At 60.9% G+C, this 26,587-nt stretch carries 23 protein-coding genes; 17 read left to right on the forward strand and 6 right to left on the reverse strand.

Annotation, left to right across the window (positions count from 1 at the left end; translation table 11 throughout):
- Window positions 1-219: 219 nt before the first annotated feature.
- A complete protein-coding gene (locus ACX3P1_RS13005) occupies window positions 220-1,887 on the forward strand; it encodes a tetratricopeptide repeat protein (protein WP_459079990.1) in 1,668 nt (555 codons plus the stop codon).
- Window positions 1,888-2,231: 344 nt separating this feature from the next.
- The gene (locus ACX3P1_RS13010; RefSeq protein ID WP_459079991.1) at window positions 2,232-3,557 is read left to right on the forward strand and encodes an alpha/beta hydrolase; all 1,326 of its coding nucleotides are present in this window, start codon (window positions 2,232-2,234) and stop codon (window positions 3,555-3,557) included.
- Between the two features lie 20 nt (window positions 3,558-3,577).
- Here ACX3P1_RS13010 and ACX3P1_RS13015 read toward each other — a convergent pair whose 3' ends face one another.
- Window positions 3,578-4,525 carry a SphA family protein gene (locus tag ACX3P1_RS13015; RefSeq protein ID WP_459079992.1) on the reverse strand — a complete coding sequence of 316 codons (948 nt, stop codon included), beginning with the start codon at window positions 4,523-4,525 and terminating at the stop codon, window positions 3,578-3,580.
- Window positions 4,526-4,754: 229 nt separating this feature from the next.
- Window positions 4,755-5,138, reverse strand: coding sequence for a hypothetical protein (locus ACX3P1_RS13020; RefSeq protein WP_459079993.1), 384 nt, complete (start codon window positions 5,136-5,138; stop codon window positions 4,755-4,757).
- A gap of 547 nt (window positions 5,139-5,685) precedes the next feature.
- Here ACX3P1_RS13020 and ACX3P1_RS13025 point away from each other — a divergent pair.
- From ACX3P1_RS13025 to ACX3P1_RS13035, 3 genes are all read left to right on the forward strand, one after another.
- Window positions 5,686-6,627 (forward strand): formylglycine-generating enzyme family protein, encoded by a 942-nt coding sequence (locus ACX3P1_RS13025; protein ID WP_459080021.1) that lies wholly within the window; start codon window positions 5,686-5,688, stop codon window positions 6,625-6,627.
- Window positions 6,628-6,633: 6 nt separating this feature from the next.
- Window positions 6,634-8,451, forward strand: a complete 1,818-nt coding sequence (locus ACX3P1_RS13030; protein ID WP_459079994.1) for an arylsulfatase — start codon at window positions 6,634-6,636, stop codon at window positions 8,449-8,451.
- 115 nt (window positions 8,452-8,566) lie between these two features.
- A complete protein-coding gene (locus ACX3P1_RS13035; RefSeq protein ID WP_459079995.1) occupies window positions 8,567-9,568 on the forward strand; it encodes an HAD family hydrolase in 1,002 nt (333 codons plus the stop codon).
- Window positions 9,569-9,647: 79 nt separating this feature from the next.
- Here the strand turns inward: ACX3P1_RS13035 and ACX3P1_RS13040 are convergent, their stop codons facing one another.
- Together ACX3P1_RS13040 and ACX3P1_RS13045 are read right to left on the reverse strand one after the other, a co-directional pair.
- Window positions 9,648-9,851 carry a hypothetical protein gene (locus ACX3P1_RS13040; RefSeq protein WP_459079996.1) on the reverse strand — a complete coding sequence of 68 codons (204 nt, stop codon included), beginning with the start codon at window positions 9,849-9,851 and terminating at the stop codon, window positions 9,648-9,650.
- Between the two features lie 161 nt (window positions 9,852-10,012).
- Window positions 10,013-10,915 carry an IclR family transcriptional regulator gene (locus ACX3P1_RS13045; RefSeq protein ID WP_459079997.1) on the reverse strand — a complete coding sequence of 301 codons (903 nt, stop codon included), beginning with the start codon at window positions 10,913-10,915 and terminating at the stop codon, window positions 10,013-10,015.
- Between the two features lie 63 nt (window positions 10,916-10,978).
- On the opposite strand from ACX3P1_RS13045, the gene ACX3P1_RS13050 reads away from it, so the two are divergent.
- The 6 genes from ACX3P1_RS13050 (at window position 10,979) to ACX3P1_RS13075 (ending at window position 15,736) form a co-directional block, all read left to right on the forward strand.
- Complete coding sequence (locus tag ACX3P1_RS13050) at window positions 10,979-11,857, forward strand: transporter substrate-binding domain-containing protein (RefSeq protein WP_459079998.1); 879 nt, start codon at window positions 10,979-10,981, stop codon at window positions 11,855-11,857.
- 66 nt (window positions 11,858-11,923) lie between these two features.
- Window positions 11,924-12,589, forward strand: coding sequence for an amino acid ABC transporter permease (locus ACX3P1_RS13055; RefSeq protein ID WP_459079999.1), 666 nt, complete (start codon window positions 11,924-11,926; stop codon window positions 12,587-12,589).
- A gap of 3 nt (window positions 12,590-12,592) precedes the next feature.
- Entirely contained in the window at window positions 12,593-13,240 is a 648-nt protein-coding gene (locus ACX3P1_RS13060) for an amino acid ABC transporter permease (protein WP_459080000.1), read from the forward strand.
- A gap of 4 nt (window positions 13,241-13,244) precedes the next feature.
- Complete coding sequence (locus ACX3P1_RS13065) at window positions 13,245-14,033, forward strand: amino acid ABC transporter ATP-binding protein (protein ID WP_459080001.1); 789 nt, start codon at window positions 13,245-13,247, stop codon at window positions 14,031-14,033.
- Window positions 14,034-14,049: 16 nt separating this feature from the next.
- The gene (locus ACX3P1_RS13070; RefSeq protein WP_459080002.1) at window positions 14,050-14,529 is read left to right on the forward strand and encodes a RidA family protein; all 480 of its coding nucleotides are present in this window, start codon (window positions 14,050-14,052) and stop codon (window positions 14,527-14,529) included.
- A complete protein-coding gene (locus ACX3P1_RS13075) occupies window positions 14,522-15,736 on the forward strand; it encodes an aminotransferase class V-fold PLP-dependent enzyme (RefSeq protein ID WP_459080003.1) in 1,215 nt (404 codons plus the stop codon). Before ACX3P1_RS13070 ends, ACX3P1_RS13075 begins: the two co-directional genes overlap by 8 nt.
- An 88-nt stretch (window positions 15,737-15,824) precedes the next feature.
- Here the strand turns inward: ACX3P1_RS13075 and rhaI are convergent, their stop codons facing one another.
- Both rhaI and ACX3P1_RS13085 read right to left on the reverse strand, forming a co-directional pair.
- Window positions 15,825-17,117 (reverse strand): L-rhamnose catabolism isomerase, encoded by a 1,293-nt coding sequence (gene rhaI / locus ACX3P1_RS13080; RefSeq protein ID WP_459080004.1) that lies wholly within the window; start codon window positions 17,115-17,117, stop codon window positions 15,825-15,827.
- 166 nt (window positions 17,118-17,283) lie between these two features.
- On the reverse strand, window positions 17,284-19,386 hold the full coding sequence (locus ACX3P1_RS13085) for a bifunctional rhamnulose-1-phosphate aldolase/short-chain dehydrogenase (RefSeq protein ID WP_459080005.1): 2,103 nt from the start codon (window positions 19,384-19,386) through the stop codon (window positions 17,284-17,286).
- 186 nt (window positions 19,387-19,572) lie between these two features.
- On the opposite strand from ACX3P1_RS13085, the gene ACX3P1_RS13090 reads away from it, so the two are divergent.
- The 6 genes from ACX3P1_RS13090 to ACX3P1_RS13115 all read left to right on the forward strand — a co-directional run bounded on the left by ACX3P1_RS13090 (window position 19,573) and on the right by ACX3P1_RS13115 (window position 26,394).
- The gene (locus ACX3P1_RS13090) at window positions 19,573-20,382 is read left to right on the forward strand and encodes a DeoR/GlpR family DNA-binding transcription regulator (protein ID WP_459080006.1); all 810 of its coding nucleotides are present in this window, start codon (window positions 19,573-19,575) and stop codon (window positions 20,380-20,382) included.
- A gap of 54 nt (window positions 20,383-20,436) precedes the next feature.
- Window positions 20,437-21,432, forward strand: coding sequence for a rhamnose ABC transporter substrate-binding protein (gene rhaS / locus ACX3P1_RS13095; protein WP_459080007.1), 996 nt, complete (start codon window positions 20,437-20,439; stop codon window positions 21,430-21,432).
- 72 nt (window positions 21,433-21,504) lie between these two features.
- The gene (locus ACX3P1_RS13100) at window positions 21,505-23,052 is read left to right on the forward strand and encodes a sugar ABC transporter ATP-binding protein (RefSeq protein ID WP_459080008.1); all 1,548 of its coding nucleotides are present in this window, start codon (window positions 21,505-21,507) and stop codon (window positions 23,050-23,052) included.
- The gene (locus tag ACX3P1_RS13105) at window positions 23,049-24,026 is read left to right on the forward strand and encodes an ABC transporter permease (protein ID WP_459080009.1); all 978 of its coding nucleotides are present in this window, start codon (window positions 23,049-23,051) and stop codon (window positions 24,024-24,026) included. Before ACX3P1_RS13100 ends, ACX3P1_RS13105 begins: the two co-directional genes overlap by 4 nt.
- Complete coding sequence (locus tag ACX3P1_RS13110; RefSeq protein ID WP_459080010.1) at window positions 24,023-25,024, forward strand: ABC transporter permease; 1,002 nt, start codon at window positions 24,023-24,025, stop codon at window positions 25,022-25,024. The genes ACX3P1_RS13105 and ACX3P1_RS13110 overlap by 4 nt, the downstream gene beginning before the upstream one ends.
- Entirely contained in the window at window positions 25,024-26,394 is a 1,371-nt protein-coding gene (locus tag ACX3P1_RS13115) for an FGGY-family carbohydrate kinase (RefSeq protein WP_459080011.1), read from the forward strand. The genes ACX3P1_RS13110 and ACX3P1_RS13115 overlap by 1 nt, the downstream gene beginning before the upstream one ends.
- Window positions 26,395-26,587 lie beyond the last annotated feature (193 nt).

Genomic DNA, 26,587 nt, shown 5'->3' on the forward strand with positions numbered 1-26,587 from the left:
AGCATGGACCAGCCGAATGACCAAATCGCAGAGCAGGGTAAGGTATTGAAGAGAAAGCTTAATTAGCAAATGTTTTGGGAGCAGGAAACGCCTGGCCGGCTTCATTTGCGCCTGGTCAAAATGGGAAGGGGACCGCCACGCGAGCGGATAGCCGCCGAAGGGGTGCAGTCGTTCTTCGACGGTAAGCCGAGGGATTCGCCGGTTTCCGCAGAGGAGACGTTGGCGGAACTGGAGCGGGTGCTGACCGATCCCAGGTTTCGCTCATCCGAACGGAACAAACGCTTTTTGCGCTACGTCACGGAAAAGGTGCTCGAGGGCGCTACCGACAAGATCAAAGCCTATTCGGTCGCCGTGGACGTTTTCGGCCGACCAACGGATTTCGATCCGATAATCGACCCCATCGTGCGGATAGAAGCGATGCGGCTCCGCTCCTCACTCTCTCATTATTACGAAGTTCACGGGCAGCAGAGCTTGCTTCGCATTGATCTGCCCAAGGGCGGGTATGTGCCCACGATCAGCAGGCGGCACCCTTCGCCGGTGCCTGTGACCCCGGCCGCCGACAAGGTGGTCACTGTTGCCGGCATTTCGGATGCCGTATCCGGGCAAGGGCACTCCGCGCATGCGGCAAAACTGTTTCGAGGACTTGCGGCTGCACTGATCGCAGGCGGGGTTGCACTGGCCGGGGTTGCCTTGTGGCAATTTCTGACGCCACGGGGGGGCGCACTATCGGAAAGACCCCGAACCATCCTGACTGTCACGGCAAGCGGCGACGAAACCGCCGAAGCCGCGCGAGATCTCAAAGAGGCCTTGCTTGTTGCTATGTCCCGGTTCCAGACCGTCACGATTGTGGACGGGACCGATGCTCAGGTCCAGCTTGACAATGCGCCAATGGCACCTTCAACCCGGGCGTTCGAGGCCGCCTACCAGATCGCTGTGGACTATCGCTCGCAGTCGCCGCAGCAGTCGCTCTGGTGGCAGGTCGGCGACCGCCACGGCGGCGGGGTCCTCCTATCGCGTGTCGAACCGATACCGCAGCAGGCGGAAGACCGGGACCGGATGGTGGCGCGGCTGGCGAATCGCATTGCCGGCCTGCGGGGAACGATCAGCAATTCCGAGTTGCGCAGGGATTATGCCGCGCCGACCTTGGGCAACGGGTGCGTCCTGCGTGCCTATCGGGCGCTGCATTCACCCGATCCGGCAACGCTGCGAACGGCGAAAGCCTGCCTCGAGCAAACCATCAAGATTCAGCCGGGCAACGCCGCCGCCCATGCCGCCCTTTCCCGGGTGCTGCCGATGCTCGATCCCGTGCAGCCTTCCGGTGATCTGGCCAGGCGTGCCCTCAACCTGGCCAACACGGCGACCGTTCTCGCACCCAGCTCGGCCGGTGGCGCCCTGGCGCAAATGGAAGCGCTATTCCGTCTCGGCCATACCGACGCCGCGATCAGGGCTGGCCGCCGCGCAATGGCGTTGAATCCGTACGACCACGACGCAGCGGCCGCCTTTGCCGGTGTGCTGGCGCTTACCGGGCGTTGGGACGACGCGATGCCACTTGTCGAGAAAGCGCGCGATCTCGCGGAAACGGCGGGTCCCGAAATTCATGCCGTATTGGCCATGGATGCCTATCGGCGCGGCGCCTATGAGGAGGCGCTCGCCCATCTTGTACAGAGCAATCCGGCATCTTGCTGCGTAGTCGGCATCCTGCATCTCGCGACACTTGGGCAGCTTGAAGCGCAACCGGCCGCACAGGCGGCAGCGGCCTCGCTGCAAAGGGCGGGCCTGGGGTCGGAGGCTTCGTTTCGCAGCTACATGACGGGACGCCACTTCGATCCCGCCTTTGTTTCGCTGCTGCAGGACGGTATTTCCAAAGCCGGATTGCCCATCCATTAGCGATCAAGACGCCAAGCCGCGCCTCGCTGCCCGGCAAGGTCCATGGCAGTGACTGTGAAGCCCGACTGAAGCGTCTGCCGGGCACGAGACTTGTTACAGTAACGTACTTCAGGTGCGGCGTTTCATCATAGCACCCTCCGCTATCGTCGGCTGCCCGTTATGCGCTCTTCTTTGGAGCAAGATGGGATAACGAAGCGTGCGGCTTTTGGGGGAATAAGGACGTCATGCCACGATCGAGCCTGGCTATTGCAATCCTGGCGTCAAGCCTCCTTGCCGGTACGGTCATGGCGGCCGGCTCACCGCCCTACCCCTTGAACCGGTTCGGCCCGAGCGGAGTTATTTGAATGAGCTGCGCCCGACGGCCCGGTCATCGCGCCAAACTGGGTTGTGGGACCAGCCTCGTCGCCTTGTCCTGTTTGGTGACCGTGCTGTCGGGCTGCGGCCACCCGGTGGGAGTGCTGGCTCCCGTTGCCGCGACCGTCCCCAACGCGTCAGTCGCGGAGCTTCTGGTCGTCACGACGCGTCGTCCGTCCGGCGATCCGGGCACGCTTTACAGCGGCCAACGTGACAGTGGCTTTTCGATCGACGCGATCAAGATTTCCATCCCGCCGGAATCGGCCAGGAAGGTCGGCGAGGTACAGTGGCCGAAGCGGCTTCCACCGAACCCCGAAACGGACTTCGCCACAATGGCCGTCAACCATCTGCCCCCGACGCAGAAGGCCGGGTCTGAATGGCTGGCGCAAAACCTGCCGGAAAGCCGGGACGTGCTGGTCTTCGTCCATGGGTTCAACAACCAGTACGAGGACGCCGTCTATCGCTTCGCCCAGATCTTCCACGATTCCAAGGCTGCGGTCGCACCGATCCTGTTCACCTGGCCTTCCGGCGGCAGTGTCTTCGATTACAACTACGACCGCGAAAGTACGATCTACTCCCGTGACGGGCTCGAGACGCTGCTGCATCTTCTCGCACGCGATCCGCGCGTCCACGAAGTGACCGTCATGGCCCATTCGATGGGCACATGGCTGGCGATGGAGTCGCTTCGCCAGATGGCGATCAGGGAAGGCCGCGTCGCGCCAAAGATCCACAATGTGATCCTGGCCTCGCCCGACATCGACGTCGACGTATTCGCCAGGCAGTTTCGGGATCTGGGCGACCATCATCCCAATTTCACGGTCTTCGTCTCCCAGGACGACCGCGCGCTTGCGGTTTCGCGGATCGTGGCAGGCAACGTCAATCGGCTGGGTCAGATCGATCCCAACGCCGAACCCTACCGCAGCGCTGCGCAAAAGGCCGGCATAACCATGATCGACCTGACGAAGCTCGAGACCGAAGGCAACTCCCACCACGCCAAGTTTGCCGAAAGTCCCGAGATCGTCCAGGCGATCGGGACGCGGCTGGTGGCGGGACAGGCACTCACGGAATCCAGCATCGGGCTCGGAGACAGCGTCACGATGCTGGCGGCCGGCACCGCCAAGGCTGTGGGAACCGGAGTGGGCCTTGCGGTCAGCGCTCCGCTTTCCGTCGTTGATCCGGCCACGCGGCGCAACCTCTCAGGCCAGACCGGCAATTTGATCGGACAGGTCAGCGGTCGTGCCCAAGGCGCCGACAAAAAAGCCGGGAAGGCCGCGGAAGAGTTGCTGGTTTCGCCACGGGGCGGCTCACTCGAATGATCCGCCTGGCGGCGGCCTTTTTAGAACTTGCCGGACACGTTTAGATAGAAAGCGTTTCCCCTCATCCTGTTCTTGACGCCGAACTCCGGTGCCCAGCTGAGGGAAGCATTGATGGGGTTTGTCTCCGATCCGCCCGTATATTTCACCATCGGGCCGATGGCGAAGGATCTCCCCTTGAAGCCATCAAGACGGTCTGCCAGAGCGCCTTTGTCGTCCGCGAGTTGATAAAGGATCGAGCCAAATATCCCCGCACCGAATTGCTTGTTGAAATTCTGGATGACAGCCGCGTCGACATGCGCCAACGCACCGCTCGTGTAGCCAGTGGCCGGGTTCCGGGTGTTGAAGTCGATACCGCCTGTCACATCGAATTCGAGGCCAGTCGTCGGATTGACGGTGGTGAAGGACAGGTTCGGCGAAAAGGTCCAGTAGTTGGTGCCTATGTTGGCGATCGCGTCTTGATCGTAATTGCCGGTTGGCGCGAAAACACGCAGGCTGGCGGATGCAAAAGTCGTTCCCGCATCCGAATGCCATCCGAGCATGGGACCGAATATGATATCACCCAACCCGCCGTCAGTATCGGATGTGCCGAATCTTCCCACGTCGACTGAGGCACGCATGTACTGCAGGGGCAGCGACATGCTGAAAGCCAGCGTCAAATTATGGTCGAGCTTTAACTCCGGCACCCATATGCCAGTGAAAGTCTGGCTGAAATAATCGCTCTTCAAGCCGAGCTGAGTAGACCCGCCGATGGGGATCCGAACGTCCTTCGATGCGGAACCATGATAATAGAATGTGGAACTCTGCCAATACACGCCCGGCACAGGAGGTACGTACCCGACGCCTGGTGCGGCAAAGACACCGGGAGTGTAACGCCCGAAAGCCGACTCGGTGGCCAAGGCTTTCGTCGATGCCAACGCACAGATCGCGACGGCAGATGCGCCTGCCAATTTGAATAAGCTGGTTTTCACGGACAGTCCCCTCACGTTGCCTCAGCCAACGAAGCCGAAGCCACACCTTGCCGCATCGCGCGATCAAGCGAAGTACGTAACTGTAACAAGTCGCCTCTTCCTTCGCCGTTTCGCACGGCTGTGGTCTTCAGGCAGCGCGTTTCGTGTCGCTCGCCTTGTAGACATGGCGATGTGCCGTCATCGCCGAAGGTGCGGATCGCATCCTCCTGATCCAGGCGACCGTTGCCACTCATTCGGTCGCGCAAAGAGAAATGATGTCGTTCTCGATCTCGTCGCATATGTTCCGGTAATCTTCGATTTTCTCCCGGTTCGAAGGGCTGTTTTCCTTGAGGAGCCGTTCCAGCGTGATGCTGGCCTCTCCGAAGGCAGCGCAAAGGCCCAGGACATCAGGGTCCCTTCTGCTGAGGATTTGCAATCGGCCACGCAAGGCCGGCATCTTCAGCATCAGCTTGACGAGTCCTTGGTGGCTATAGTCGACTTCCGTCGGCATTGTCGTGCCTCCCCAGCGAAAACAGCCTCTGCATAACGCAGGCAACCCATGCCCGAGTTTCGCCAGAGCGCCTGTCAGTCCTTTGTCATCCCCGTTGCTTGGAACAAGGTCTGCTTGGGACAACGCGGTATCCCATCAACAAAACTGTGACTCAGTTTGTTGGAATGCATGAGCACGTTACAGTAACAACGGGCGCAAGGACCTCATCGATGCCTACAGCTTCGGCCGCCGCCTCAAGACGCTGAAGGGCCTCGCGCCATACGAGCTGAGCAGGGTTCCCGAACCTGATGTTCGGCGACATCCCCGCTAGGTGGGCCTGTTACGGTAACGTACTTCAATAGGACATGCGTTCTTCCGAGGGTGTCGGCGACCGGACGAGTCTGTCTGACGCGGACGGACAACGCCAATGAGTGAACGAGCATGTCGTTCCAGCGCACCCGCATAAGTGCTGACCGCACGTTGATGCCGACGGCAGCGGCCGCCGGCAAAACTCGGACCGAGACATATGTTGCGATTACGGGACGGACCAATGAAAGCGGACAATCTCTCCCTTGGGAACGAAGGTGCGGCAAAATCCACGACCCTCGATTTTGTCGCGCATGCCATCAAGGAAGGCGGACCGGACACGGCCGCCCGCGCCGTGCAAGGCGCGGCTGCCTGCCCGCCCGGCATGGTTTTCGTGCCCGGCGGAACCTTCCAGGTGGGCTCGGATGCCCATTACCGGGAGGAGGCTCCCGCCCACCAGGTGACGGTCGACGGGTTCTTCATTGACAGGACACCCGTCACGAACCGCCAGTTCAAGGAATTCGTCAAGGAGACCGGCCACGTTACGGTTGCCGAGCGGGTGCCGGATCCAAAGGACTACCCAGGCGCGCTCCCGCACATGCTCTTTGCCGGATCCTTGGTGTTCCAGAAGACGGCGGGTCCTGTCGATCTTCGCAATCCGACGGAGTGGTGGGACTTCGTCGAGGGAGCGAATTGGAAAAGCCCACTCGGCCCGAAGAGCGGTCTCTTCAAGAAGGAGAACCACCCGGTGGTTCATATCGCCTACGAGGACGCGCTGGCCTATGCGCGGTGGGTGGGCAAGGAACTGCCGACCGAAGCCGAGTGGGAATATGCGGCATGGGGCGGCGTCGAGGATGCCGAATTCGCATGGGGCAATGAATTTGCGCCGAGCGGCAAGCAGATGGCCAATACCTGGCAGGGCGAGTTCCCACACCAGAACCTCCTCGACGACGGTTTTGAGCGGACATCGCCGGTCGGCACTTTTCCGGCGAACGGGTACGACCTCCGCGACATGATCGGCAATGTCTGGGAGTGGACGACGGACTGGTGGTCGAGCCGACATCCGGACAAGGAAGAAAAGAGCTGCTGCATCCCGCAGAATCCACGCGGCGGACCTAAAGCCGCGAGCTTCGACGAGCGCCAGCCGACGATCCTGATTCCTAGAAAAGTCGTCAAGGGCGGCTCGCATCTCTGCGCTCCGAACTACTGCCGCCGCTACCGCCCGGCCGCGCGCCACGCGCAGCCCGTCGACACGTCGATGAGCCATGTCGGCTTCCGCTGCATCGTCAGGGCGAAATCCGATTCATCATCAGAAAGAGAAAGGTGAACAGCTATGAGCGATAAATCCAGAGATGAACGGGGTTCGGCTCCGGACGCGCGGCAGGGCTCTGCCACGGGCAGTGTCAGCCGTCGCAGCATCCTGCTTGGCGGGACGACACTTGCCGCCGCCGCCGCGCTGGCCCAGACAACCAGCGTGCGCACCGCGCAGGCACAGGAGCAGTCCGCGCCGGCAGGCGACAAGCCGAACATTCTGGTCATCTTCGGCGACGACATCGGCATCTCTAACATCAGCGCCTATTCGCACGGCCTGATGGGTTACCAGACGCCGAACATCGACAGCATCGCCCGCGACGGCGTCATGTTCCTTCACTACTATTCGGAGCAGTCATGCACGGCTGGCCGCGCGGCGTTTCTCACCGGCCAGCACGGCATACGCACCGGACTGACCAAGGTGGGCTTCCCCGGCGCGCCGATGGGCATGAGCCAACTGGATCCCACCGTCGGCGGATTGCTGAAGAACCTCGGCTACGCCACCGGCCAGTTCGGCAAGAACCATGTCGGCGACCGTAACCCATCGCTGCCCACCGTGAACGGTTTCGACGAATTCTTTGGCAATCTCTACCATCTCAACGCAGAGGAAGAGCCGGAACTGCCGGACTATCCGAAGGATCCCGAATATCGCGCCAGGTACGGCCCGCGCGGCGTTCTCAAATGCAAGGCGACCGACGTGGACGACCCCACCGAGGATCCGCGTTTCGGCAGGGTCGGCAAGCAGACGATCGAAGACACCGGCGCGCTCACCAAGAAGCGCATGGAGACGATCGACGACGAGACCTCGACCGCGGCCATCGATTTCATGCAGCGCCAGCAAACCGCAGGAAAGCCTTTTTTCTGCTGGTTCAACTCGACCCGTATGCATCTGCGCACGCATGTCCGCGACAGCCATCGCGGCCGATACCAGCATGGTGACAGCGAATATGTCGACGGCATGATGGAGCACGACGATACCATCGGCGTCGTGCTGAAGGCGCTCGAAGACATGGGCATCGCGGACAACACGATCGTTGTCTATACGAGCGACAACGGCCCGCACATGAACACCTGGCCGGATGGGGCCATGACCTGGTTCCGCTCGGAGAAGAACACCAACTGGGAGGGTGCCTTCCGCGCACCCTGTTTCGTCCGCTGGCCGGGCGTCATAAAACCCAACACGGTCACCAATGAGATGATGAGCCATAACGACTGGCTCCCGACACTCTGTTCGTTCGCCGGCGAACCGGACATCATCGAGAAGCTGAAGGCTGGCTACACGGCCAACGGCCTCGACTACAAGGTGCACCTCGATGGGTACGACCAGTCCGAATTCCTGCGCACAGTGAGCGGCGCTGCGGGCGGCAACAACGGGGTAAAGAGCGCCCGCGACAACTTCTTCTACGCCGACGACGATGGCCAACTGGTCGGCTTCCGGAAGGGCGACTACAAATACGTGTACTCGGAGCAGCGCTCGCCCGGCACACTGGAATTGTGGGCGGAGCCGTTCACGACGCTTCGCCTGCAGAAGATCTTCAACCTGTTCCAGGACCCCTTCGAGCGCGCCGACATTACGTCCAACACTTTCTGGGACTGGCAGATCGATCATCTCGGCGGCGTCTACGGATCAACGAACGACGTCTTTGAGTTTATAGCCACGTTCAAGGACTTTCCGCCTCGGTCCTTCCCGCCGAGCTTCAACCCCGCGAACATCATGGAAAGCACGCTGGACACCATCAAGCGAAGGGAAGCATTCAAGCAGAATCTCGACCTTGGGAGGGTTCGAAACGGGCTCGACAATATGATCAACGAAGCACTCGAGCATCGCGTCGCCAAGTAGCAGCGCTCCATTGGCTCCGCTCGCTCCGACGAGCGGAGCCGTTTCGTTAGATATGCCTGTGGGAATTGGCTCTCCTGGAGGCGCCTCCATACGGCAGAGATTTGAGGAGAGCCCGATGTTGAACCGCCGTTTCGCTATCCTGGCATTTGTCTTTGTCAGTTCGTTCTGCCTGGGGTCCCGAGCGTTCGCGCAGGTCGACCCATTACCATCGTGGAATGACGGGTCGGCGAAATCGGCTATCACCGAGTTCGTCACCAAGGTGACGACCGAAGGCGGTTCAAATTATGTTGCGCCGGCCGAGCGCATCGCCGTCTTCGACAATGATGGCACGCTGTGGTCCGAACAGCCTGTTTATTTCCAGTTCGCCTTCGCCATCGACCGTGTAAAGGTCATGGCTTCCGAGCATCCCGAATGGAAGGATGCCGAACCGTTCGCGTCGATACTCGCCGGCGACATCAAAGGCGTTAGCGCGTCGGGAAAAAAGGGCCTCGGCCAAATCATGGCGGTCACCCATGCCGGCATGACCACCGACGAGTTTGCTGGCACAGTTAGGGACTGGATCGCGACCGCCCGTCATCCGAAGTTCGACCGTCCCTACAATGAACTGATCTACCAGCCTATGGTGGAACTGTTGGCCTACCTGCGCGCCAACGACTTCAAGACCTTCATAGTCTCGGGGGGCGGCGTCGAATTCATGCGGCCCTGGGTGGAGCAAGCCTACGGAATTCCACCCGAGCAGGTGGTGGGCACGTCCGGGGTCGTGTCCTACGTACTGGACGGCGACAAGCCAGTCCTGAAGAAAGACGCGAAGATAGAGTTCGTAGACGATGGCCCCGGCAAGCCCGTCGGCATCAACCGCTTCATCGGCCGGCGGCCCATCTTCGCGGCGGGGAATTCGGACGGCGATCTGCAGATGCTGCAGTGGACGACGCTCAATGACGGTCCCCGCTTCGCGCTGGTCGTCCACCACACCGATGCCGAGCGGGAATTTGCCTATGATCGCGAGTCGCATGTCGGCAAACTCGACAAGGCATTGGATGAGGCGCCCGGTCGTGGCTGGACCGTGGTCGACATGAAATCCGACTGGAAGACGGTTTATCCATCGGCAAAGCAATAGATGGCGACCAGTCCGTCATCCTGCTTTGCGTACGCTGATACCTGGCGTACGGGCATCAGCGGCATCCCCGTTACGCTCGTTAAATACGGCCCAGGCAACACGCCTCGAGCAGACGGCTGCACATAAACGCAGGGATATCCTCTTCTTCCCGCAAATCATCGGAATTGGCGTCGTAGAGAGAAAGGATGTCAGATTTCGCCACGCCGTCAGCTTTCATGACGAGGTGGACAATTGGGTCGTTCAAGAGTTCAAAGAGTGTGGGTTCGCGACCGCGAAGCTGCATGCGGAATCCTTCAGAGATGAATGGCACGGTAAAAAGTGAATCACGGCGAAATCACGCCGCTGACTTCATATAGGTATCCGGCCACCGAATTTCCCGCCTATGAAGGCACAAATCTCGCAGTGAACCGAAACGTCGGACCATATCGGCTCTGTTTGGGTCGTTTAAACCATGACGACTGGCACTCGGGCCGCCGATATCGCTGAATTCGTCAGGGAAATCGCTTTCGACGCCTCTATCAATCTCGATTCCAGGGCGGATTTTTTTTCACCCGAAATATCGATTGGTATGACGAAGCATATCGTCGCCTCCACCAATCCATGGTGACTGGTGATCGGGGCCGCCAGACATTGCGTAAAGCTGTTTATCATGCCTACCGTCATTGCCAGAGGGCGACCTCTCGATGCATGGCATTCGGCGGCAAACGCCGGGATGTCGACTGGCTCGCCATTCGGCATCGCGCGATCTTCCTGCTCCAGGATCTCATCTATCTCCAGCCTCGACATATTGGACAAAAGCAGACGACCGGAGGCTGTCCAGGTTATCGGAATCTGCGAGCCGATTTCCGAACTGATCCGCAGCGGCCGCGAACCGGGGCAGGCATGCACGATCACCTGCTTTCCGCGCAGCCGGGTGCATAGTTCGCTCGTTTCACCCATCTCTCTTGCCAGGATGTCGACCATCTCCTTTCCGCGAGCCAGGATGTTGTTGGCTCGAAGATAGCTGTCTCCATAGAGATAAATGAGCTTGCCGAAATAGACCGTGCTCTCCTTGCCTTTTACCTCGAGGAGCCCTGCTTCCGACAGGATGCTGACAAGACCATAGATCGTCGATTTCGGAGCATCCAATGCCTGCGGCAGTTCTGCCAGACGAACCGGGCCACCATTCGTCTGCAAGAAATCAAGCAGTTTCAGAACCCGGTCGACACCGCGCTCGCGCGGTCCTCGTGCAACACGGGTCCTCGTAGCCTCCCCGACATCAGCCATGCCCGCTCGTCCTTTTTGCCAAATTCGGTTGCCACCGCATCCAGACTGCGTTACCGTCTTAGATATAAGAATACAGTCCAATATATAAGACTGACAAGCCCAATTCTGGAAATAATGTTTGGCATCTAAAATGCGGAGGCATCAATGACAGCAGGAAGTGAGCGTCGCGATTTTCTGAAACTAGGACTCGGCGGAATGGCGCTTGGCGCAGCCGCTGCCTCGGTTGCGATGAGTCCGAAAGAGGCGGCGGCACAGGCCGCGAGCGACAGCCTGTTGCGAACCGTGCTCGACAGGGGGCACCTCATCGTCGGCACCGGCAGCACGAATGCCCCATGGCATTTCGAGAACGACGCCGGTGAGTTGGTCGGCATGGACATCACCATGGGACGCATCATAGCACAGGCACTGTTCGACGACCCGACAAAGGTCGAGTTCGTCAAGCAGGACGCGCAGCAACGCATTCCCAACATCGTCACCGGCAAGGTCGACATCACCTTGCAGTTCATGACGATTTCGGGCGCCCGTTCGCAGATCGTCAATTTCACGCGTCCCTACTATGTCGAGGGCGTCGCGCTGATGACGAAGCCGGACTCCGCAACCAAGACCTATGACGAGTTGAAGGCGAAAGGCAGCGCCGCGCGCATCGCGATCTTGCAGAACGTCGATTCCGAAAAGACCGTGCACAAGGTGCTGCCGGAGGCGCAGGTGATGCAGATCGATACGCAAGCCAACGTGTTCCAGGCTCTCGAGTCGAACCGTGCCGACGCTTCCGCGGTCGATCTCTCCAACGTGCGCTGGCTGGTCTCGAAGAATCCGGACCGCTATTTCGACGCCGGCAAGCAGTGGAACAGCCAGCTTTACGGCGGCGGCGTCCGGCAAGGCGACCTCGACTGGCTGCAATTCGTCAACACCGCTTTCGACATCGCGATGTTCGGCCACAACAACGAACTTTACGATAAGGCCTTCATGGATTTCTTCGGCCTAGAGCCGCCGGAGCGCAAGGTGGGCTTCCCCTCCATCTGACCTCATGGACCCGGCCACCATGGCGGCCGGGTCCTTCCCGCCGGGTGACAGCCGAATGAAGCTTGAATGAACTACCACCTCAATTTTAACCTCATCTGGCGACATTTCGACAAGCTGTGGCACGGGCTCATTCTGAGCCTCGAACTGGCCGTGCTGTCGATCCTGATCGGCGCCATCATCGGGCTGGTTCTGGCGATCTGGTATGTCTCGGCCGGCAAGGTCGCCAGAACGATGATCTCGGCCTATGTCGAATTCATCCGCAACGTGCCGCTGATCCTGCTGGTCTATATCGTCTTCTACGGCGTCCCTACGGTCGTCGATTTTGCCTACAGTCCAACGGTATCGTTCGTTGGTACCTTGTCGCTTTATGCGGGAGCGTACCTTGTCGAAGTGTTCCGGTCGGGTCTGGAGGCCGTTCCGCGCGGACAGGTCGACGCAGGCAAGGCAATCGGCCTGAACCCGCTGCAACGGCTGCTCCATGTAAGGCTGCCGACCATGGCGCGCATAACGCTGCCGGCGCTTTCGAACACCTTTATCTCGCTGTTCAAGGACACGTCCGTTGCATCCGTTATCGCCGTTCCAGAACTGGCCTATGGCGCGCAATGGATCAACTTCAACACCTTCCGGATCGTAGAAGTCTACATCGTCACGACCGTCATGTACCTCATTACCGGCTACAGTATCCTGTTCGGGCTACGCCTCGTGGAACGCCGGTTCCGGGTGGAGCGCTGACCGATGGCTGCCATGCTCTACGCCCTTCCATTCCTGATGCAGGGGCTCCTGATCACCCTGTGGATCTCCGTCCTCGTCGTGATCTTCTCGCTGGCCAGCGGTTTGGTCCTGGGTGTGGGGCTGGTCTATGGCCCGCGCCCGATCCAATGGATCATCAGGCTATTCAGCGACTGCATCCGGGGCATTCCGATCCTGGTGTTGCTATTCGTGGTCTATTACGGCTTCCCGCCGCTGGGCATCGCCATCGACTCGTTCTGGGCCGGCGTGCTCGCCCTGACGCTGTTCAAGGCGGCCCAGGTGATCGAGTATGTCCGAGGCGCGATTTCCTCGATCCCCAAAGGGCAGATGGAGGCTGGCAAGGCAATCGGACTGACCTTTGTCCAGCGCTTGCAATCCGTCATTTTCCCCCAGGCAATCCGCCGCTTCCTTCCACCCTGGATCAACGGCGTGACCGATGCGGTCAAGGGAAGCGCACTGATTTCCCTTTTGGGCGTCGTCGACCTGATGCAGTCGATCAACGAGGTGATCGGGCGTACGTATGAAGCGATGCCGCTCTATCTGCTCGGTGCCTTCATCTATTTCGCGATCAACTATTCCCTGTCGCTGACCAGCCGGTTCGTGGAGCAGCGCTACGCATATATTCGGGACTGAAATCATGGCAGAAAACGAGCGGCCTCTTCTCAAGATCGAGAGCCTGGAAAAGTCATTCGGGCAGGTGGATGTCCTGAAGGGCATCGACATGGCCGTGCGCAAGGGAGAGGTGGTTTCGGTCATCGGCCCTTCGGGTAGCGGCAAGACAACGCTGTTGCGCTGCGTGAATTTCCTCGAGACCTACGAGCGGGGCTCGATCAAGATCGACGGTCACGAAGTGGGATTCCGCGACGACGGAAGCCGCCGGCGGCGTGGCGAAACCGACCTCGCCCGCATGCGGGCCGAAACCGGTATGGTATTTCAGAGCTTCAACCTGTTCCCACATCTGACTGCCGCCCAAAATGTCATGCTTGGGCTGGTCAAGGTACGCAAGAAGCCAAAACAGGAAGCCCGTGCAATCGCCGAGGACTGGCTCAAGCGGGTAGGCCTTGGCCACCGCATCGACAATCTGCCGGCGGAGCTTTCAGGCGGCCAGCAGCAGCGGGTCGGGATAGCCAGGGCCGTTGCGATGGACCCGAAGATCTTGCTGCTGGACGAAATCACCTCGGCGCTCGATCCGGAGCTGGTCGGTGAGGTTCTCGATGTCGTGCGGCAACTGGCCGAGGAAGGTATGACCATGCTCATGGTCACCCATGAGATCGCCTTTGCCCGCGATGCGAGCAACCGCATCGTCTTCATGGATGACGGCAGGGTATCCGCCGAGGGCGCACCCAGCGACCTGATGGCGCAAGCCGGGTCCAACGAACGGCTGGATGCCTTCCTTTCGCGTTTCAAGACCAGCCATCTGCATTGAAGAAATCAGAACCATCATGTCTCCCTACGACCAGATCACCGCTCTCGCCCTCGAACTTCCGACGGCTCCGGCTCCGATAGGCACGTTCCGCAACGTCCTGCAGGTGGGCAACATCCTCTATGTATCGGGACAGGGGCCACTCGACCGCAACGGCATCCTTCACAAGGGCAAGGTCGGACGCGACATCAGCATTGAAGTGGCTTACGGGCATGCAAGGCTGACGGGCCTGAACATCCTGGCGGTTTTGTCCACGCATTTAGGCGACCTCGCCCGGGTGAAGAGGTTCGTGAAGCTTCTGGGATTCGTGAATGCGACAGAAGACTTCGCCGACCATTCCCGCGTCATCAATGGCTGCTCCGACGTACTGGTCGAGGTGTTCGGCGAAGGTGGGGTGCATGCGCGCTCTTCAATCGGCGTTGCCTCGCTGCCAAACAACATCACCGTCGAGATCGAAGCCATCGTCGAAATTCTCTCGGAAGGAGAAAACCATGAATAGTCGTGCGGACATCCCCGAAGCCGGACGCAACCAAACGATCCGCGAGCGCCTGGGCTTGCGTCCGATCGTCAACGTGTCGGGAACCATGACGGCGCTGGGAGCCTCGATCATCGTTCCCGAGGCTATTCGTGCCATGGCCGAGATCGCGCCGCAATTCGTCGAAATGGACGATCTGCATCGTGCCGCAAGCAAGGTCGTTGCGCGGCTGACAGGCGGTGAGGCCGGCTTCATCACGGCCTCTTGTGCCGGCGGTATCACGCTGGCCATCGCCGGCGCCATGACCGGAAACAGCCTGCTTGCCATCGAACGCCTGCCGGACTTCGCAACGGGCCTCAAGCATGAGGTGATCGTTCAATTCGGCCATATGGTCAATTTCGGCGGCAATATCGACCAGGCGATCAGGCTTTGTGGCGCTACGGTTGTGCAAGCCGGCACGGTCAGCGTCTCCAACGACTATCATGTCGCGGAAGCGATCAACGAGAAAACGGCGGCCGGCCTCTACGTCGTCTCGCATCATACCGTTCAATACGGGATGCTCTCGCTGCCGGAATTCGCCGAAATCTGCCACGCCGCCGGTGTCCCGGTTATCGTCGACGCCGCGTCGGAATATGATTTGCAGCGCTTCCTGAAACAGGGTGCCGACATTGTCATTTACAGCGGGCACAAATTCCTCGGTGGCCCGACCACCGGTATCGTCGCGGGCCGCAAAGATCTCGTCAGGGCCGCATTTTTGCAGAACCGTGGCATCGGGCGCGGCATGAAGGTCGGCAAGGAAAGCATCGCCGGCGTGATCGCCGCGCTTGAGGCATGGGAGAACCGCGATCATGAAGGCATCAGGAAACACGAGAGCGCGGCGCTGACGCTGTGGCAAAAGACGCTTTCGGGCCTGCCCGGGATCAAGGCCGAAATCCTGCCGGACCCGACAGATAATCCGCTGGACCGGCTGCTCGTCACCGTCACGCCGGAGTCAGGCTACACCGCCGCCGGCTTCGCCAAGGCAATGTCGCTGGCGGAGCCGCCGATCATCGTGCGCAACCATGAGGTCGAACGCGGCCATTTCTACCTGGACCCTTGCAATTTGCACGAGGGGGAAGCGGAGGTCGTTGCCAACGCCCTGAAGAGCGTGCTGACGGCGAACCCCAAGCCGGACTATGCGCTCATGACCCCGCGAAAAAACAGTCGGACTGTGCTCTCCTGGCCTGACTAGTCAGATTTTCTTGGGGGTGTCTCTCTAACACTTTTGATTGAGCATCTGAGTACCCCGAAAACCGGTAGCCACTTTTCGGTCCGATGCTCTAGACGATTCCTCCGCTGCCACCGGCAATGGCAGGACGCTCCTCGGCTACCTTGGCGCGGTAGCCGGCTTTGCGATAGGCGGCGACCGGGTCGATGGCGCCGCCGGCTTCCAGCCGGGCCATTGCAAGGATGGGTTCGACGTCGGTGCGATAGGCGGTCTTCAAGGCCTGCGTCGCCATCAGCGCGTCGTTGGTTTCCTGAAAACCTTCCAGCGCCTTGCGGTCGACCAGAAGCGCCTGCGCGTAGGCGCGCTGCACCTCGACCGCCGAAAGCATCAGGCTTTCGATGGGGTCGGTTACGTTGTGGCTCTGGTCCAGCATATGGGCCGGGTCGAACCCTTCCGCGCCGTTCAGTTCGGCATCGACCAGTTCGTTGAAGACGAGGAACAGGCGGTAGGGATCGATCGAACCGGCGTCGAGGTCGTCGTCGCCATATTTTGAATCATTGAAATGGAAACCGCCGAGCTTGCCGAACTGTATCAGCCGCGACACGATCATTTCGATGTTCACGTTTGGCGCATGATGGCCAAGATCGACAAGGCAGAAGGCCTTTTCGCCCAGTTCCTTCGCGATGATGTAATTGGTTCCCCAGTCCTGCACGACCGTCGAATAGAAGGCGGGCTCGTACATCTTGTGCTCGGAATAAAGCCGCCAGTCGTCGGGCAATCCCGCATAGATATCGCGCATGGCATTGAGGTAGCGCTCGAAGCTTTTGGCGAAATTGACCTGGCCCGGAAAATTGGAACCGTCGCCGATCCACACCGTCAGCGCCTTGGAGCCGACTGCCCGGCCGATCTCGATACACTCTAGATTATGCTCGACCGCCTGGCGGCGCGTGCCGGCGTCGGCATGGGAGAGCGAGCCGAACTTGTAGGACAGCTTCTGGCTTTCCGCATCGGCGAAGGTGTTGGAATTCATGGCGTCGAAGCCTAGGCCGAACCGGGAAGCCGCCTGTTTCAGCCGGTTCGGATCGGCCTTGTCCCATGGTATGTGCAGCGAGACCGTGGGCGTTGACCGCGTCAATTGCTGGATGACGGCGCAGTCCTCGATCTTGTCGAAAATATCGCGTGGCTCGCCCGCCCCCGGAAACCGGGCAAAGCGCGTGCCGCCGGTGCCGACGCCCCAAGAGGGGATGGCTATGTGGAAAGCCGCCACCTTGTCGCGAATGACGTCGATGGCGATGCCGCGCCGGTCCAGCCGCTCGCCAAGGCTTTCGTAGTCGCGGCGCAGATCGGCTTCTCGCGCGGCATTGTCCTTTTCAACCACATCGGCGGATATGATGGTCTCGGTCATGTTTCCTCCCCTTCTTTGTCGTGCGTCCTTCGAGGCTCGCTTCGCTCGCACCTCAGGATGAGGGAGGTCGGCTCAGGCGCTCCTCATCCTGAGGTGCGAGCCCGCAATGCATCGAAAACCAATAGCTCCGTTCTTCGCGGGCGAGCCTCGAAGGACGCACAACTATTTACCGCGTAAAGCTTTGTGCGTTGCCGGCATCGACGTTGATGATATTGCCGGTCGATTTCTCGGACATGTCCGACGCGAAGAAATAGACCGCTTCGGCGATGTCCTCGGGAAACACCGAACGCTTCAGCAGGGAGCGGGAGCGGTAATGCGCCTCGAGATCGTCCGCCGACATCTTGTAGGCGGCGGCGCGCTGCTCTTTCCACTCGCCGGTCCAGATCTTGGAGCCGCGCAACACCGCATCGGGGTTGACGGTGTTGACCCTGATCTGCGCTTCAGCGCCTTCCAGCGCCAGGCAGCGGGCCAGGTGAATCTCGGCCGCCTTGGCGGTGCAGTAGGCCGACGCGTTGGGCGAGGCGGCAAGCCCGTTTTTCGAGGCGACGAAGACGATATTGCCGCCGATCTTCTGGGCACGGAAAAGTTTGAACGCCTCGCGGCTGACCAGGAAATAGCCGGTCGCCAGAATGTCGATGTTCCTGTTCCACAGGGCCAGGGTCGTCTCCTCGATTGGAGCCGACGAGGCTAAACCGGCATTCGACACCAGAATGTCGATGCCGCCAAATGCCACCGCCGTGTCGGCGAAACCGGCCAGCACCTCGCCTTCCACGGTCACGTCGATGCGCGCCGGCCGCACGAAATCCTTGCCGTGCTCCGCCGAAAGTTCGGCATTTGCCTTGGCCAACGCCGTCTCATCGATATCGGCCAGCACCACGCAGGCGCCCTCGCGCAGCAGCCGCGCGGCGGTCGCCCTGCCAATGCCGCCCGCGCCGCCGGTGACCAGCGCGATCTTGCCGGCAAGCGACTTCGGCTTTGGCATGCGCTGCAACTTCGCTTCCTCGAGCAGCCAGTATTCGATGTCGAAAGCCTCCTGTTCCGGCAGGCCGACATAGGTCGAGACCGTGGAAGCCCCGCGCATGACGTTGATGGCGTTGACGTAGAATTCGCCCGAAATGCGTGCCGTCGCCTTGTCGCCGGCGAAGGTGAACATGCCGACGCCGGGCATCAAATAGACCACGGCGTTGGGGTCGCGCATGGCGGGCGAATCCGCGTGCTTGCAGCGGTCGTAATAGGCGAGGTAGCCGGCGCGATAGGCCGCGACATCGTCGGCCAGCCTCGCCACGGCGGCATCGACATCGGGCTTGGCCGGATCGAAATCGATGACCAGCGGCCGGATTTTCGTGCGCAGGAAATGGTCGGGGCACGACGTGCCAAGGGCCGCCAGTGCGCGCAACTCCTTTGAATTGACGAATTCCAGCACCGCGTCGGAATCGTCGAAATGACCGAGCTTGTGCGATTTTTCCGAGATCAGGCCGCGGATCGCCGGCATCAGTCTTGCGGCAACGGCGCGCCGCGCAGCAGGATCGAGCGCGTTCACGGCCTGCCCGCCAAACACCGACTTGCCTTGCGATTGTTGTTCAAACCACTCGATCGCCCGGTTGATTACCGCAATCGTCGTTTCATAGCAGGCCTTGGGCGTATCGCCCCAGGTGAACAGCCCATGGCTTTCAAGGATGGCGCCCTTGGCGGCAGGGTTTTCCAGACAGAATTTTTCCAGCCAAAGGCCAAGCTCGAAACCCGGCCTTTTCCACGGCAGCCAGCCGATCTCGCCACCGAAAACTTCGTTGGTGATGGCCCTTGAGTCCTTCGACGCCGCGATCGCGATGATGGCGTCCGGATGCATATGATCGACATAGGCGTGTGGCACATAGGCATGCAGCGGCGTGTCGATGGAGGCCGCGCGCGGATTGAGGTTGAAGGTGCAGTGCGGCAGAAAGCCGACCATCTCGTCTTCATGTTCCAGCCCGCGATAAAGGCTCTTCAACGCGCGCAGCTTGTCCATGTAGAGCGTGGCGAAGCCGTCCAGCTTGATGGAGGCGCTGTCGCCGCCGGAACCCTTGACCCACAAAACCTCGATCTGTTCGCCGGTCAGCGGATCGGCCTGCCATATCTTGGAGGAGGTGTTGCCGCCGCCATAATTGGTCACGCGCTTGTCGGAACCGAGGATGTTGGAGCGGTAGGCCAGCCGTTCCGGCTCGTTCATCGCGGCCGCCTTGGCATCGTCCCACAGATTGGCGAGGCGCGAGCCGGAGCGCTTTTCGAGCATGATTGATCCTCCCAAGGGAACGCGCGGATGCCTGCACTATACCCGCCAAGTTTTCACGAATGCCGGGTCTCGTCAATCAAAAACGATCAAAGGCAATCATATTGCGCTGCACAACGGATTATTTTGATTGGAATTGATTGACACTGCGCGGTTGCCGTGGCTAGATGTGAGCGCAGGGGAGGAACCATGCACGAGAAAGAGCGCCACAGGATCATTCTGTCCGCCGTCCAGGAAAAGCCTGTCGTGACGGTGCAGGAGATGGTCGACCTGACCGATTCGTCGGAGGCGACGATCCGGCGCGATATTGCGGCCCTTCACGTCCAGAAACGCTTGCGCCGGGTGCGCGGCGGCGCCGAGGCGCTGTCTCCCCCGTCTTTCGTCGGGCTGGCCGGGCGACCCTTTTCGGTCAACGAAACCATCAACGCGGCGCAGAAGCGCGCGATTGCCCGCGAGGCGGCGGAGCTTTGCAAGGATGGCGAACCGATCATCATCAATGGCGGCACCACCACCTTCCAGATGGTGCATTTCCTGACCGGCCGCCGCATGCCGATCTTCACCAATTCGTTTCCGATCGCCGAACACCTGCTCAAGCATTCGAAAAACACAGTGATGCTCTCGGGCGGCACCATTTATCGCGAGCAGAACATCATCCTGTCGCCGTTCGAGAACGACGTGACGCGTAATTTCTATGCGCGGCGCATGTTCATAGGCGCGCAGGGGCTGGGGCCTCTCGGCCTGATGGAAGGCGACCCGCTGCTGATCCAGGCCGAACAGAAACTGATCGATCAGGCGGATGAACTCGTCGTGCTCGTCGACTCCTCGAAGTTCCGTCGCCGCTCCAGCCTGATCCTGTGCGGGCTTTCGCGCATCGCGACCGTCATCACCGACGACGGAATAGAAGACAGGGAAGCCAAGATGCTGGAAAGCGCGGGCGTGACGCTGATCGTCGCCGGCAAGGCCGCAAACGAACGGCAAGAATCTTCGCTGCAGGCATGAACCGGTCCGCGCTGCAGTGCCGATGGGAATATAACGCTAAAGGGAGGTAAGTTTATGAGTATCTGGAAGAAATTGCTGGTTACAGTGGCATTCTCCGCCGCCATGATGGCGAATGCCGCCTATGCCGACAACGCCAAGATCGCGCTGGTGGTGAAGTCGCTCGGCAACGGCTTCTTCGATGCCGCCAACAAGGGCGCGCAGGAAGCCGCGAAGGAACTGGGTGACGTTGACCTGATCTACACCGGCCCGACCAAGGCGACAGCCGAGGCCCAGATCGAAGTGATCAATTCGCTGATCGCCCAGAAGGTCGACGCCATCGCCATCTCGGCAAACGATGCCGATGCGCTGGTTCCGGTGCTGAAGAAGGCGATGCAGCGCGGCATCACCGTGATCTCCTGGGATTCCGGCGTCGCGCCCGAAGGCCGCCAGCTTCACCTTAACCCGTCCGAAACCAACCTGATCGGCGAAACGATCATCAAGCTCGCCGCCGACTACCTGCCGGACGGCGGCGATGTCGCCATCTTGTCGGCGGCCTCGACTGCCACCAACCAGAATGCCTGGATCGATGCCGCCAAGAAGGTGCTGCCGGAGAAATTTCCGAAGATAAATCTCGTCGCCACCGTCTATGGCGATGACGACTCGGCCAAGAGCACGGACGAGGCCAAGGGCCTGCTGAAATCCTATCCGAACCTCAAGGCGATCATCGCGCCGACCACGGTGGGCGTCGTTGCCGCCGCTCAGGTGGTGACGGATGAAGGCCTGATCGGGAAAGTCAACGTGACCGGCCTGGCGCTGCCTTCGGAGTTCAAGAAGTTCATCGACAATGGCGCTTCCCAGGCGGTCGCGCTGTGGAACCCGATCGACCTCGGCTATTCGGCGATCTATCTGGCGCATGACCTCGCCGTGAAGAAGGAAGAGGCCAAGCCCGGTGCGACGCTTTCCATCGGCCGCGTCGGTAAGGTGACGCTTGACGACACCAACTCGGCCGCGATGGCGCCGCCCTTCCAGTTCGACAAGACGAACATCGAAGAGTTCTCCAAGATTTATTGATCGGGAGAGACAGGTGGCGGGGCGCAGGCCTCGCCACTTTTCCACCTGCGGCTTTCAGGGCTTGATACGCACATGGACACGACAGCCCGAAGCAGCGGTAGCAAGGATAAGGGAGCGAAACGCTCCTCCGCACCCAGCCTCACCTTGACCGGCATCGGCAAGAGTTTCCCTGGCGTTCGCGCTCTGCACGATGTCGGCCTGTCGCTCTACCCCGGCGAAGTGACCGCGCTGATCGGCGAGAACGGCGCCGGCAAGTCGACGCTGGTAAAAATCATGACCGGTATCTACCAGCCGGACGCCGGCACTATCGCCGTCGACAGCAAGGCTGTCACGCTGACTTCCGCGCACACCGCCTTCGCCCACGGCATCACCGCCATTCATCAGGAAACGGTGCTGTTCGACGATCTGTCGGTGGCGGAAAACATCTTTCTCGGTCACGCGCCACGCACGCGTCTCGGCCTGATAGACTGGCCGACCATGCGCGCCAACGCACGCGAGGTGCTGACCACCATGCAGGCCGGCCATATCGATCCGGATACGCGCCTGAGGGACCTTGGCATCGCCAACAAGCATCTCGTAGCCGTGGCGCGCGCCATGTCGATCGATGCGCAGATCGTCATCATGGACGAGCCGACAGCAGCGCTTTCGATGAAGGAGATCGAGGAGCTTTTCCTGCTCATCGAGTTCCTCAAGAGCGCGGGTAAGGCGGTGCTGTTCATCAGCCACAAATTCGATGAGATTTTCCGCATCGCCGACCGCTACACCGTGTTTCGCGATGGCGAGATGGTCGGCGAAGGGTTTTTGAAGGACGCCAGCCAGGGCGAAATCGTAAAGCTCATGGTCGGTCGCCCGGTCGATCAGATATTTCCGCATCGCAAGGGTGCCATCGGTGCGCCGGTTCTGTCGGTCAGCGGGCTTTCGCATCCAACGGAATTCGACGATATCGGCTTCGAATTGCACAAGGGCGAAATCCTCGGCTTCTACGGACTGGTCGGGGCTGGCCGCAGCGAGGTCATGCAGGCGATTGCCGGCATAACGCATACAAGCGGCGGCACGATTACGCTCGACGGAAAAACCATCTCGCCGAAATCGGCGGCGGATTCGATCGACGCGGGCATCGTCTATGTACCGGAAGAACGCGGCAAGCAGGGCGTCGTCATCGGCCTGCCGATCTTCCAGAACGTTTCTCTGCCGTCGCTGAAACGCACCTCGAAATCAGGCGTGCTGCAACTGGCGGAAGAGTTCGCGCTGGCGCGCACCTATACCGAGCGGCTCGATTTGCGTGCCTCCTCTCTCAGCCAGGATGTCGGCACGCTGTCGGGCGGCAACCAGCAGAAGGTGGTGATCGCAAAATGGCTGGCGACCGCGCCGAAAGTCATCATCCTCGACGAACCGACCAAGGGCATCGATATCGGCTCGAAGGCGGCGGTGCACGGCTTCATGGCCGAACTGGTCGAGCAGGGGCTGTCGGTCATCATGGTATCGTCCGAACTGCCTGAAATCCTCGGCATGGCCGACCGCGTCGTGGTCATGCGCGAAGGGCGCATCGCGGCCGTTCACGCCAACACGAACCTTACGGCCGAAACGCTGGTGCGGGCGGCAGCGGGGATCGCGACATGAAAGGCCTGCTCAAAGTTCGCGAAATCTGGCTGCTGGCGGCAATCGCCGTGCTGATCGGCTTGATCTCGACGCGATTTCCCGCATTTGCCCAGCCGCGCAATCTAGGCCAGGTTTTCAACGACACCTCGATCCTGATGATCCTGGCGCTGGGCCAGATGGTGGTGATCCTGACCCGCGGCATCGACCTGTCAATGGCCGCGAACCTATGCTTTACCGGCATGGTTGTGGCGATGCTGAACGCGGCTTACCCGGCCATCCCGATCCCGGCGCTGATCGTCGTCGCGCTGCTGGTCGGGACGGTGCTGGGTGCGATCAACGGCCTGCTGGTCTGGCGCCTCGACATCCCTTCCATTGTGGTGACACTTGGCACGCTGACCATCTACCGCGGCGCCACCTTCGTCATTTCGGGCGGCGCATGGGTCAACGCCGATCAGATGAGCCAATCCTTCATCGGCTTCCAGCGCGCCGCGCTTTTCGGCATCCCGGTGCTGTCGTGGATCGCCATCCTCGTCATCGCGATGTTCTTCGTCCTGATGACGCGCACGGCGCTTGGCCGGTCGATCTATGCGGCCGGCGTCAACCCGACCGCATCGGTCTATGCCGGCATCGATGTCGGCCGCACGCAATTTGTGGCGTTCTGCATCTCCGGCATGGTTTCCGGCCTAGCGGGTTATTTGTGGATTTCGCGCTACGTCATCGCCTCGGTCGAGGTCGCCAACGGCTACGAACTCAACATCATCGCCGCCTGCGTCATCGGCGGCGTCTCGATTGCCGGCGGCATCGGCTCGGTCGGCGGCGCGGTGCTCGGCGCGCTGTTCCTCGGCATCATCGCCAACGCGCTGCCGGTCATCAACATATCGCCCTTCTGGCAGATGGCGATTTCCGGCTCGGCCATCATCCTCGCGGTCGCGCTCAACGCGCGCGGCGAGCGCCGGCAGGGCCGCATCATCCTGAAGAAGGCGGAAGCGGCATGACCGACGCGCCCATCGCCCGCCATATTCCCGACCGGCTCGACAAGCCCCTCAAGGCCGCCGTCTTTTCCTGGGAGGCGCTGCTGGTGGTCGTGGCGCTGGCCATTTTCGTCGCCAACAGTTTCGCCTCACCCTATTTCCTCGATCCGTGGTCGCTGTCCGACCTTACCTTCAACTTCACCGAAAAAGGCCTGATCGCGCTGGCCATGGCGCTGCTGATCATTTCGGGCGAGATCGACCTTTCCGTAGCTGCCATCATCGCGCTGGCATCCACGCTCATGGGCATGGCAGTGCAGATGGGTGTCGGCACGCCCGGCCTCGTGCTGATCGGTATCGTGGTCGGCCTCGCCTGCGGTGCCTTCAACGGCATTCTGGTAACGCGCTTCGGCCTGCCTTCCATCGTGGTCACCATCGGCACGATGAGCCTCTACCGGGGCATCGCCTTCATCATTCTCGGCGACCAGGCCTATAAGGGCTACCCGGCAAGCTTCGCCTTCTTCGGCCAAGGCTATGTCGGATGGGTGATCTCGTTCGAACTGACAGTGTTTCTGGTTGCTGCGGTCCTCTATTGGGCCCTGCTGCATCGCACCAGCTTCGGCCGGCGCATCTTTGCCATCGGCAACAATCCGGTTGCGGCGAAGTTTTCGGGCGTGCGGGTCGAGCGCACGAAGTTCGTGCTGTTTTGCCTGACCGGGCTGATGTCGGGCATCGCCGGCATCCTGATCACCTCGCGGCTCGGCTCGACGCGCCCGTCGATCGCGCAAGGCTATGAGCTGGAGGTCATCACCATGGTCGTGCTGGGCGGGGTCAGCATCCTCGGCGGTGCGGGCGGCATCGTCGGCGTCGTGCTTGCCGCCTTAATCATGGGGTTGGTCACCTTCGGCCTCGGCCTGCTCAACGTGCCGGGCATCGTCATGTCGATCTTCGTCGGGCTTCTGCTCATCGTCGTCATCGCCCTGCCCATCCTGTGGCGGCGGCTGCGACGAAAACGGCTGGCCTGATGGCTGCCGTCCGCCACGTCGCCGTCATCGATATCGGCAAGACCAATGCCAAGCTGACGCTGGTCGATCTGGAAACGCTCTCGGAAGTGGCAGTTCGCAAGGTTGCCAACCGCCCGGTTGCCGAAGGCCCTTATCGTCACCACGACGTAGAAGTGCTCTGGGCCTTTATCCTCGAAAGCCTGACCGCACTGGGCGGCGCGCAAAAAATAGACGCCATCTCGGTCACCACGCATGGGGCAACCGCCGCGCTGCTCGATGCCGCCGGTTCGCTGGCCTTGCCGGTTCTCGATTATGAGGACGAAGGCCCGCAGACACTGCGCGGGCCCTATGATGCCCTGCGGCCAAAATTCGAGGAAACCGGTTCGCCGCCCTTGCAGAACGGCCTTAACCTCGGCGCCCAGCTTTTCTGGCAGAGCCAGACATATCCGGAAGCGTTTGGCCGTGTCGCGACAATCCTTACCTATCCGCAATATTGGGCCTGGCGACTGACGGGGGTCGCGGCAAGCGAAGTGACGTCGCTCGGCTGCCACACTGACCTCTGGAACCCGTATCGCAGCGATTTCTCCACGCTCGTCGACCGCCTTGCATGGCGAAAACTCTTTCCCCCGTTGCAACCCGCATCCGCCCGGCTGGGCGCATTGCTGCCCGAACTTGCGGCACGCACCGGCCTTGATCCTTCGACGCCCGTCCATTGCGGCATCCACGATTCCAATGCCTCGCTGCTGCCGCATCTGCTGGCAAGGCAGGCCCCGTTTTCGGTCGTCTCGACCGGCACCTGGGTGGTCTCGATGGCGGTCGGCGGCGACGCGGTAGTGCTGGACCCGGCACGCGATACGCTCGTCAACGTCAATGCGCTGGGCGATCCGGTGCGGTCCGCCCGATTCATGGGTGGCCGCGAATTCGAGTTGCTGGAGGCCGGCGTCGAAGCAGGCGAGGATGACGACGACGCCTTGTCTCGCGTGCTCGAGGGCGGCATCATGCTACTGCCTTCGGTGCAGCAAGGCTCCGGCCCGTTCCCCACTGCGCAGGCACGCTGGATCGGTACGCCAACGCCCAGTGAACGCCCTATCGCGATTGCGTTTTACCTTGCCATGATGACCACGACCTGCCTCGATCTCATCGGCGCGCAAGGTGACATCGTGGTGGAAGGTCCGTTTGCCGCCAACCGGCCTTATTGCGATATGCTGCAGGCGACAACCGGCCGCCCCGTTCTGGCTCAAACCGGCCAAAGCACCGGAACGAGCGTCGGCGCGGCTCTGTTGGCAGACATGACCCGGATGCCAACAGCAGGAAGTGCCGGCCGCAGGGATGTCTTTCCAGATTGGGGCCGATATGCGCACGACTGGCGCGCGGCCGTTAACGCCGGCTAATAATAGCACAGGTCGTTCACCGCTGGATGCGCAAGCGCCGGGCGAGGTTTTCCTGCACTCCACGTCCGTCGATCACCGGGCAATTCAATGTCCACACGGCCTATCACTACTTTGGTAGAAGTGAACGAGGCGGTTTGAGGAGGAGGTAGCGGCAGTGAGGGCAATGGCTTGGGGGTGAGCGCGCCAAGCGATC

Source organism: Mesorhizobium sp. A623, assembly GCF_054489405.1.

What these genes read in the sequence shown, in the direction of transcription:
- ACX3P1_RS13010 (WP_459079991.1), top strand. Translation starts at nt 2,232, where the DNA reads ATGAGCTGCGCCCGACGGCCCGGTCATCGCGCCAAACTGGGTTGTGGG.
- ACX3P1_RS13025 (WP_459080021.1), top strand. Translation starts at nt 5,686, where the DNA reads ATGGTTTTCGTGCCCGGCGGAACCTTCCAGGTGGGCTCGGATGCCCAT.
- ACX3P1_RS13030 (WP_459079994.1), top strand. Translation starts at nt 6,634, where the DNA reads ATGAGCGATAAATCCAGAGATGAACGGGGTTCGGCTCCGGACGCGCGG.
- ACX3P1_RS13035 (WP_459079995.1), top strand. Translation starts at nt 8,567, where the DNA reads ATGTTGAACCGCCGTTTCGCTATCCTGGCATTTGTCTTTGTCAGTTCG.
- ACX3P1_RS13040 (WP_459079996.1), bottom strand. Translation starts at nt 9,851, where the DNA reads ATGCAGCTTCGCGGTCGCGAACCCACACTCTTTGAACTCTTGAACGAC.
- ACX3P1_RS13050 (WP_459079998.1), top strand. Translation starts at nt 10,979, where the DNA reads ATGACAGCAGGAAGTGAGCGTCGCGATTTTCTGAAACTAGGACTCGGC.
- ACX3P1_RS13055 (WP_459079999.1), top strand. Translation starts at nt 11,924, where the DNA reads ATGAACTACCACCTCAATTTTAACCTCATCTGGCGACATTTCGACAAG.
- ACX3P1_RS13060 (WP_459080000.1), top strand. Translation starts at nt 12,593, where the DNA reads ATGGCTGCCATGCTCTACGCCCTTCCATTCCTGATGCAGGGGCTCCTG.
- ACX3P1_RS13065 (WP_459080001.1), top strand. Translation starts at nt 13,245, where the DNA reads ATGGCAGAAAACGAGCGGCCTCTTCTCAAGATCGAGAGCCTGGAAAAG.
- ACX3P1_RS13070 (WP_459080002.1), top strand. Translation starts at nt 14,050, where the DNA reads ATGTCTCCCTACGACCAGATCACCGCTCTCGCCCTCGAACTTCCGACG.
- ACX3P1_RS13075 (WP_459080003.1), top strand. Translation starts at nt 14,522, where the DNA reads ATGAATAGTCGTGCGGACATCCCCGAAGCCGGACGCAACCAAACGATC.
- rhaI (WP_459080004.1), bottom strand. Translation starts at nt 17,117, where the DNA reads ATGACCGAGACCATCATATCCGCCGATGTGGTTGAAAAGGACAATGCC.
- ACX3P1_RS13085 (WP_459080005.1), bottom strand. Translation starts at nt 19,386, where the DNA reads ATGCTCGAAAAGCGCTCCGGCTCGCGCCTCGCCAATCTGTGGGACGAT.
- ACX3P1_RS13090 (WP_459080006.1), top strand. Translation starts at nt 19,573, where the DNA reads ATGCACGAGAAAGAGCGCCACAGGATCATTCTGTCCGCCGTCCAGGAA.
- rhaS (WP_459080007.1), top strand. Translation starts at nt 20,437, where the DNA reads ATGAGTATCTGGAAGAAATTGCTGGTTACAGTGGCATTCTCCGCCGCC.
- ACX3P1_RS13100 (WP_459080008.1), top strand. Translation starts at nt 21,505, where the DNA reads ATGGACACGACAGCCCGAAGCAGCGGTAGCAAGGATAAGGGAGCGAAA.
- ACX3P1_RS13105 (WP_459080009.1), top strand. Translation starts at nt 23,049, where the DNA reads ATGAAAGGCCTGCTCAAAGTTCGCGAAATCTGGCTGCTGGCGGCAATC.
- ACX3P1_RS13110 (WP_459080010.1), top strand. Translation starts at nt 24,023, where the DNA reads ATGACCGACGCGCCCATCGCCCGCCATATTCCCGACCGGCTCGACAAG.
- ACX3P1_RS13115 (WP_459080011.1), top strand. Translation starts at nt 25,024, where the DNA reads ATGGCTGCCGTCCGCCACGTCGCCGTCATCGATATCGGCAAGACCAAT.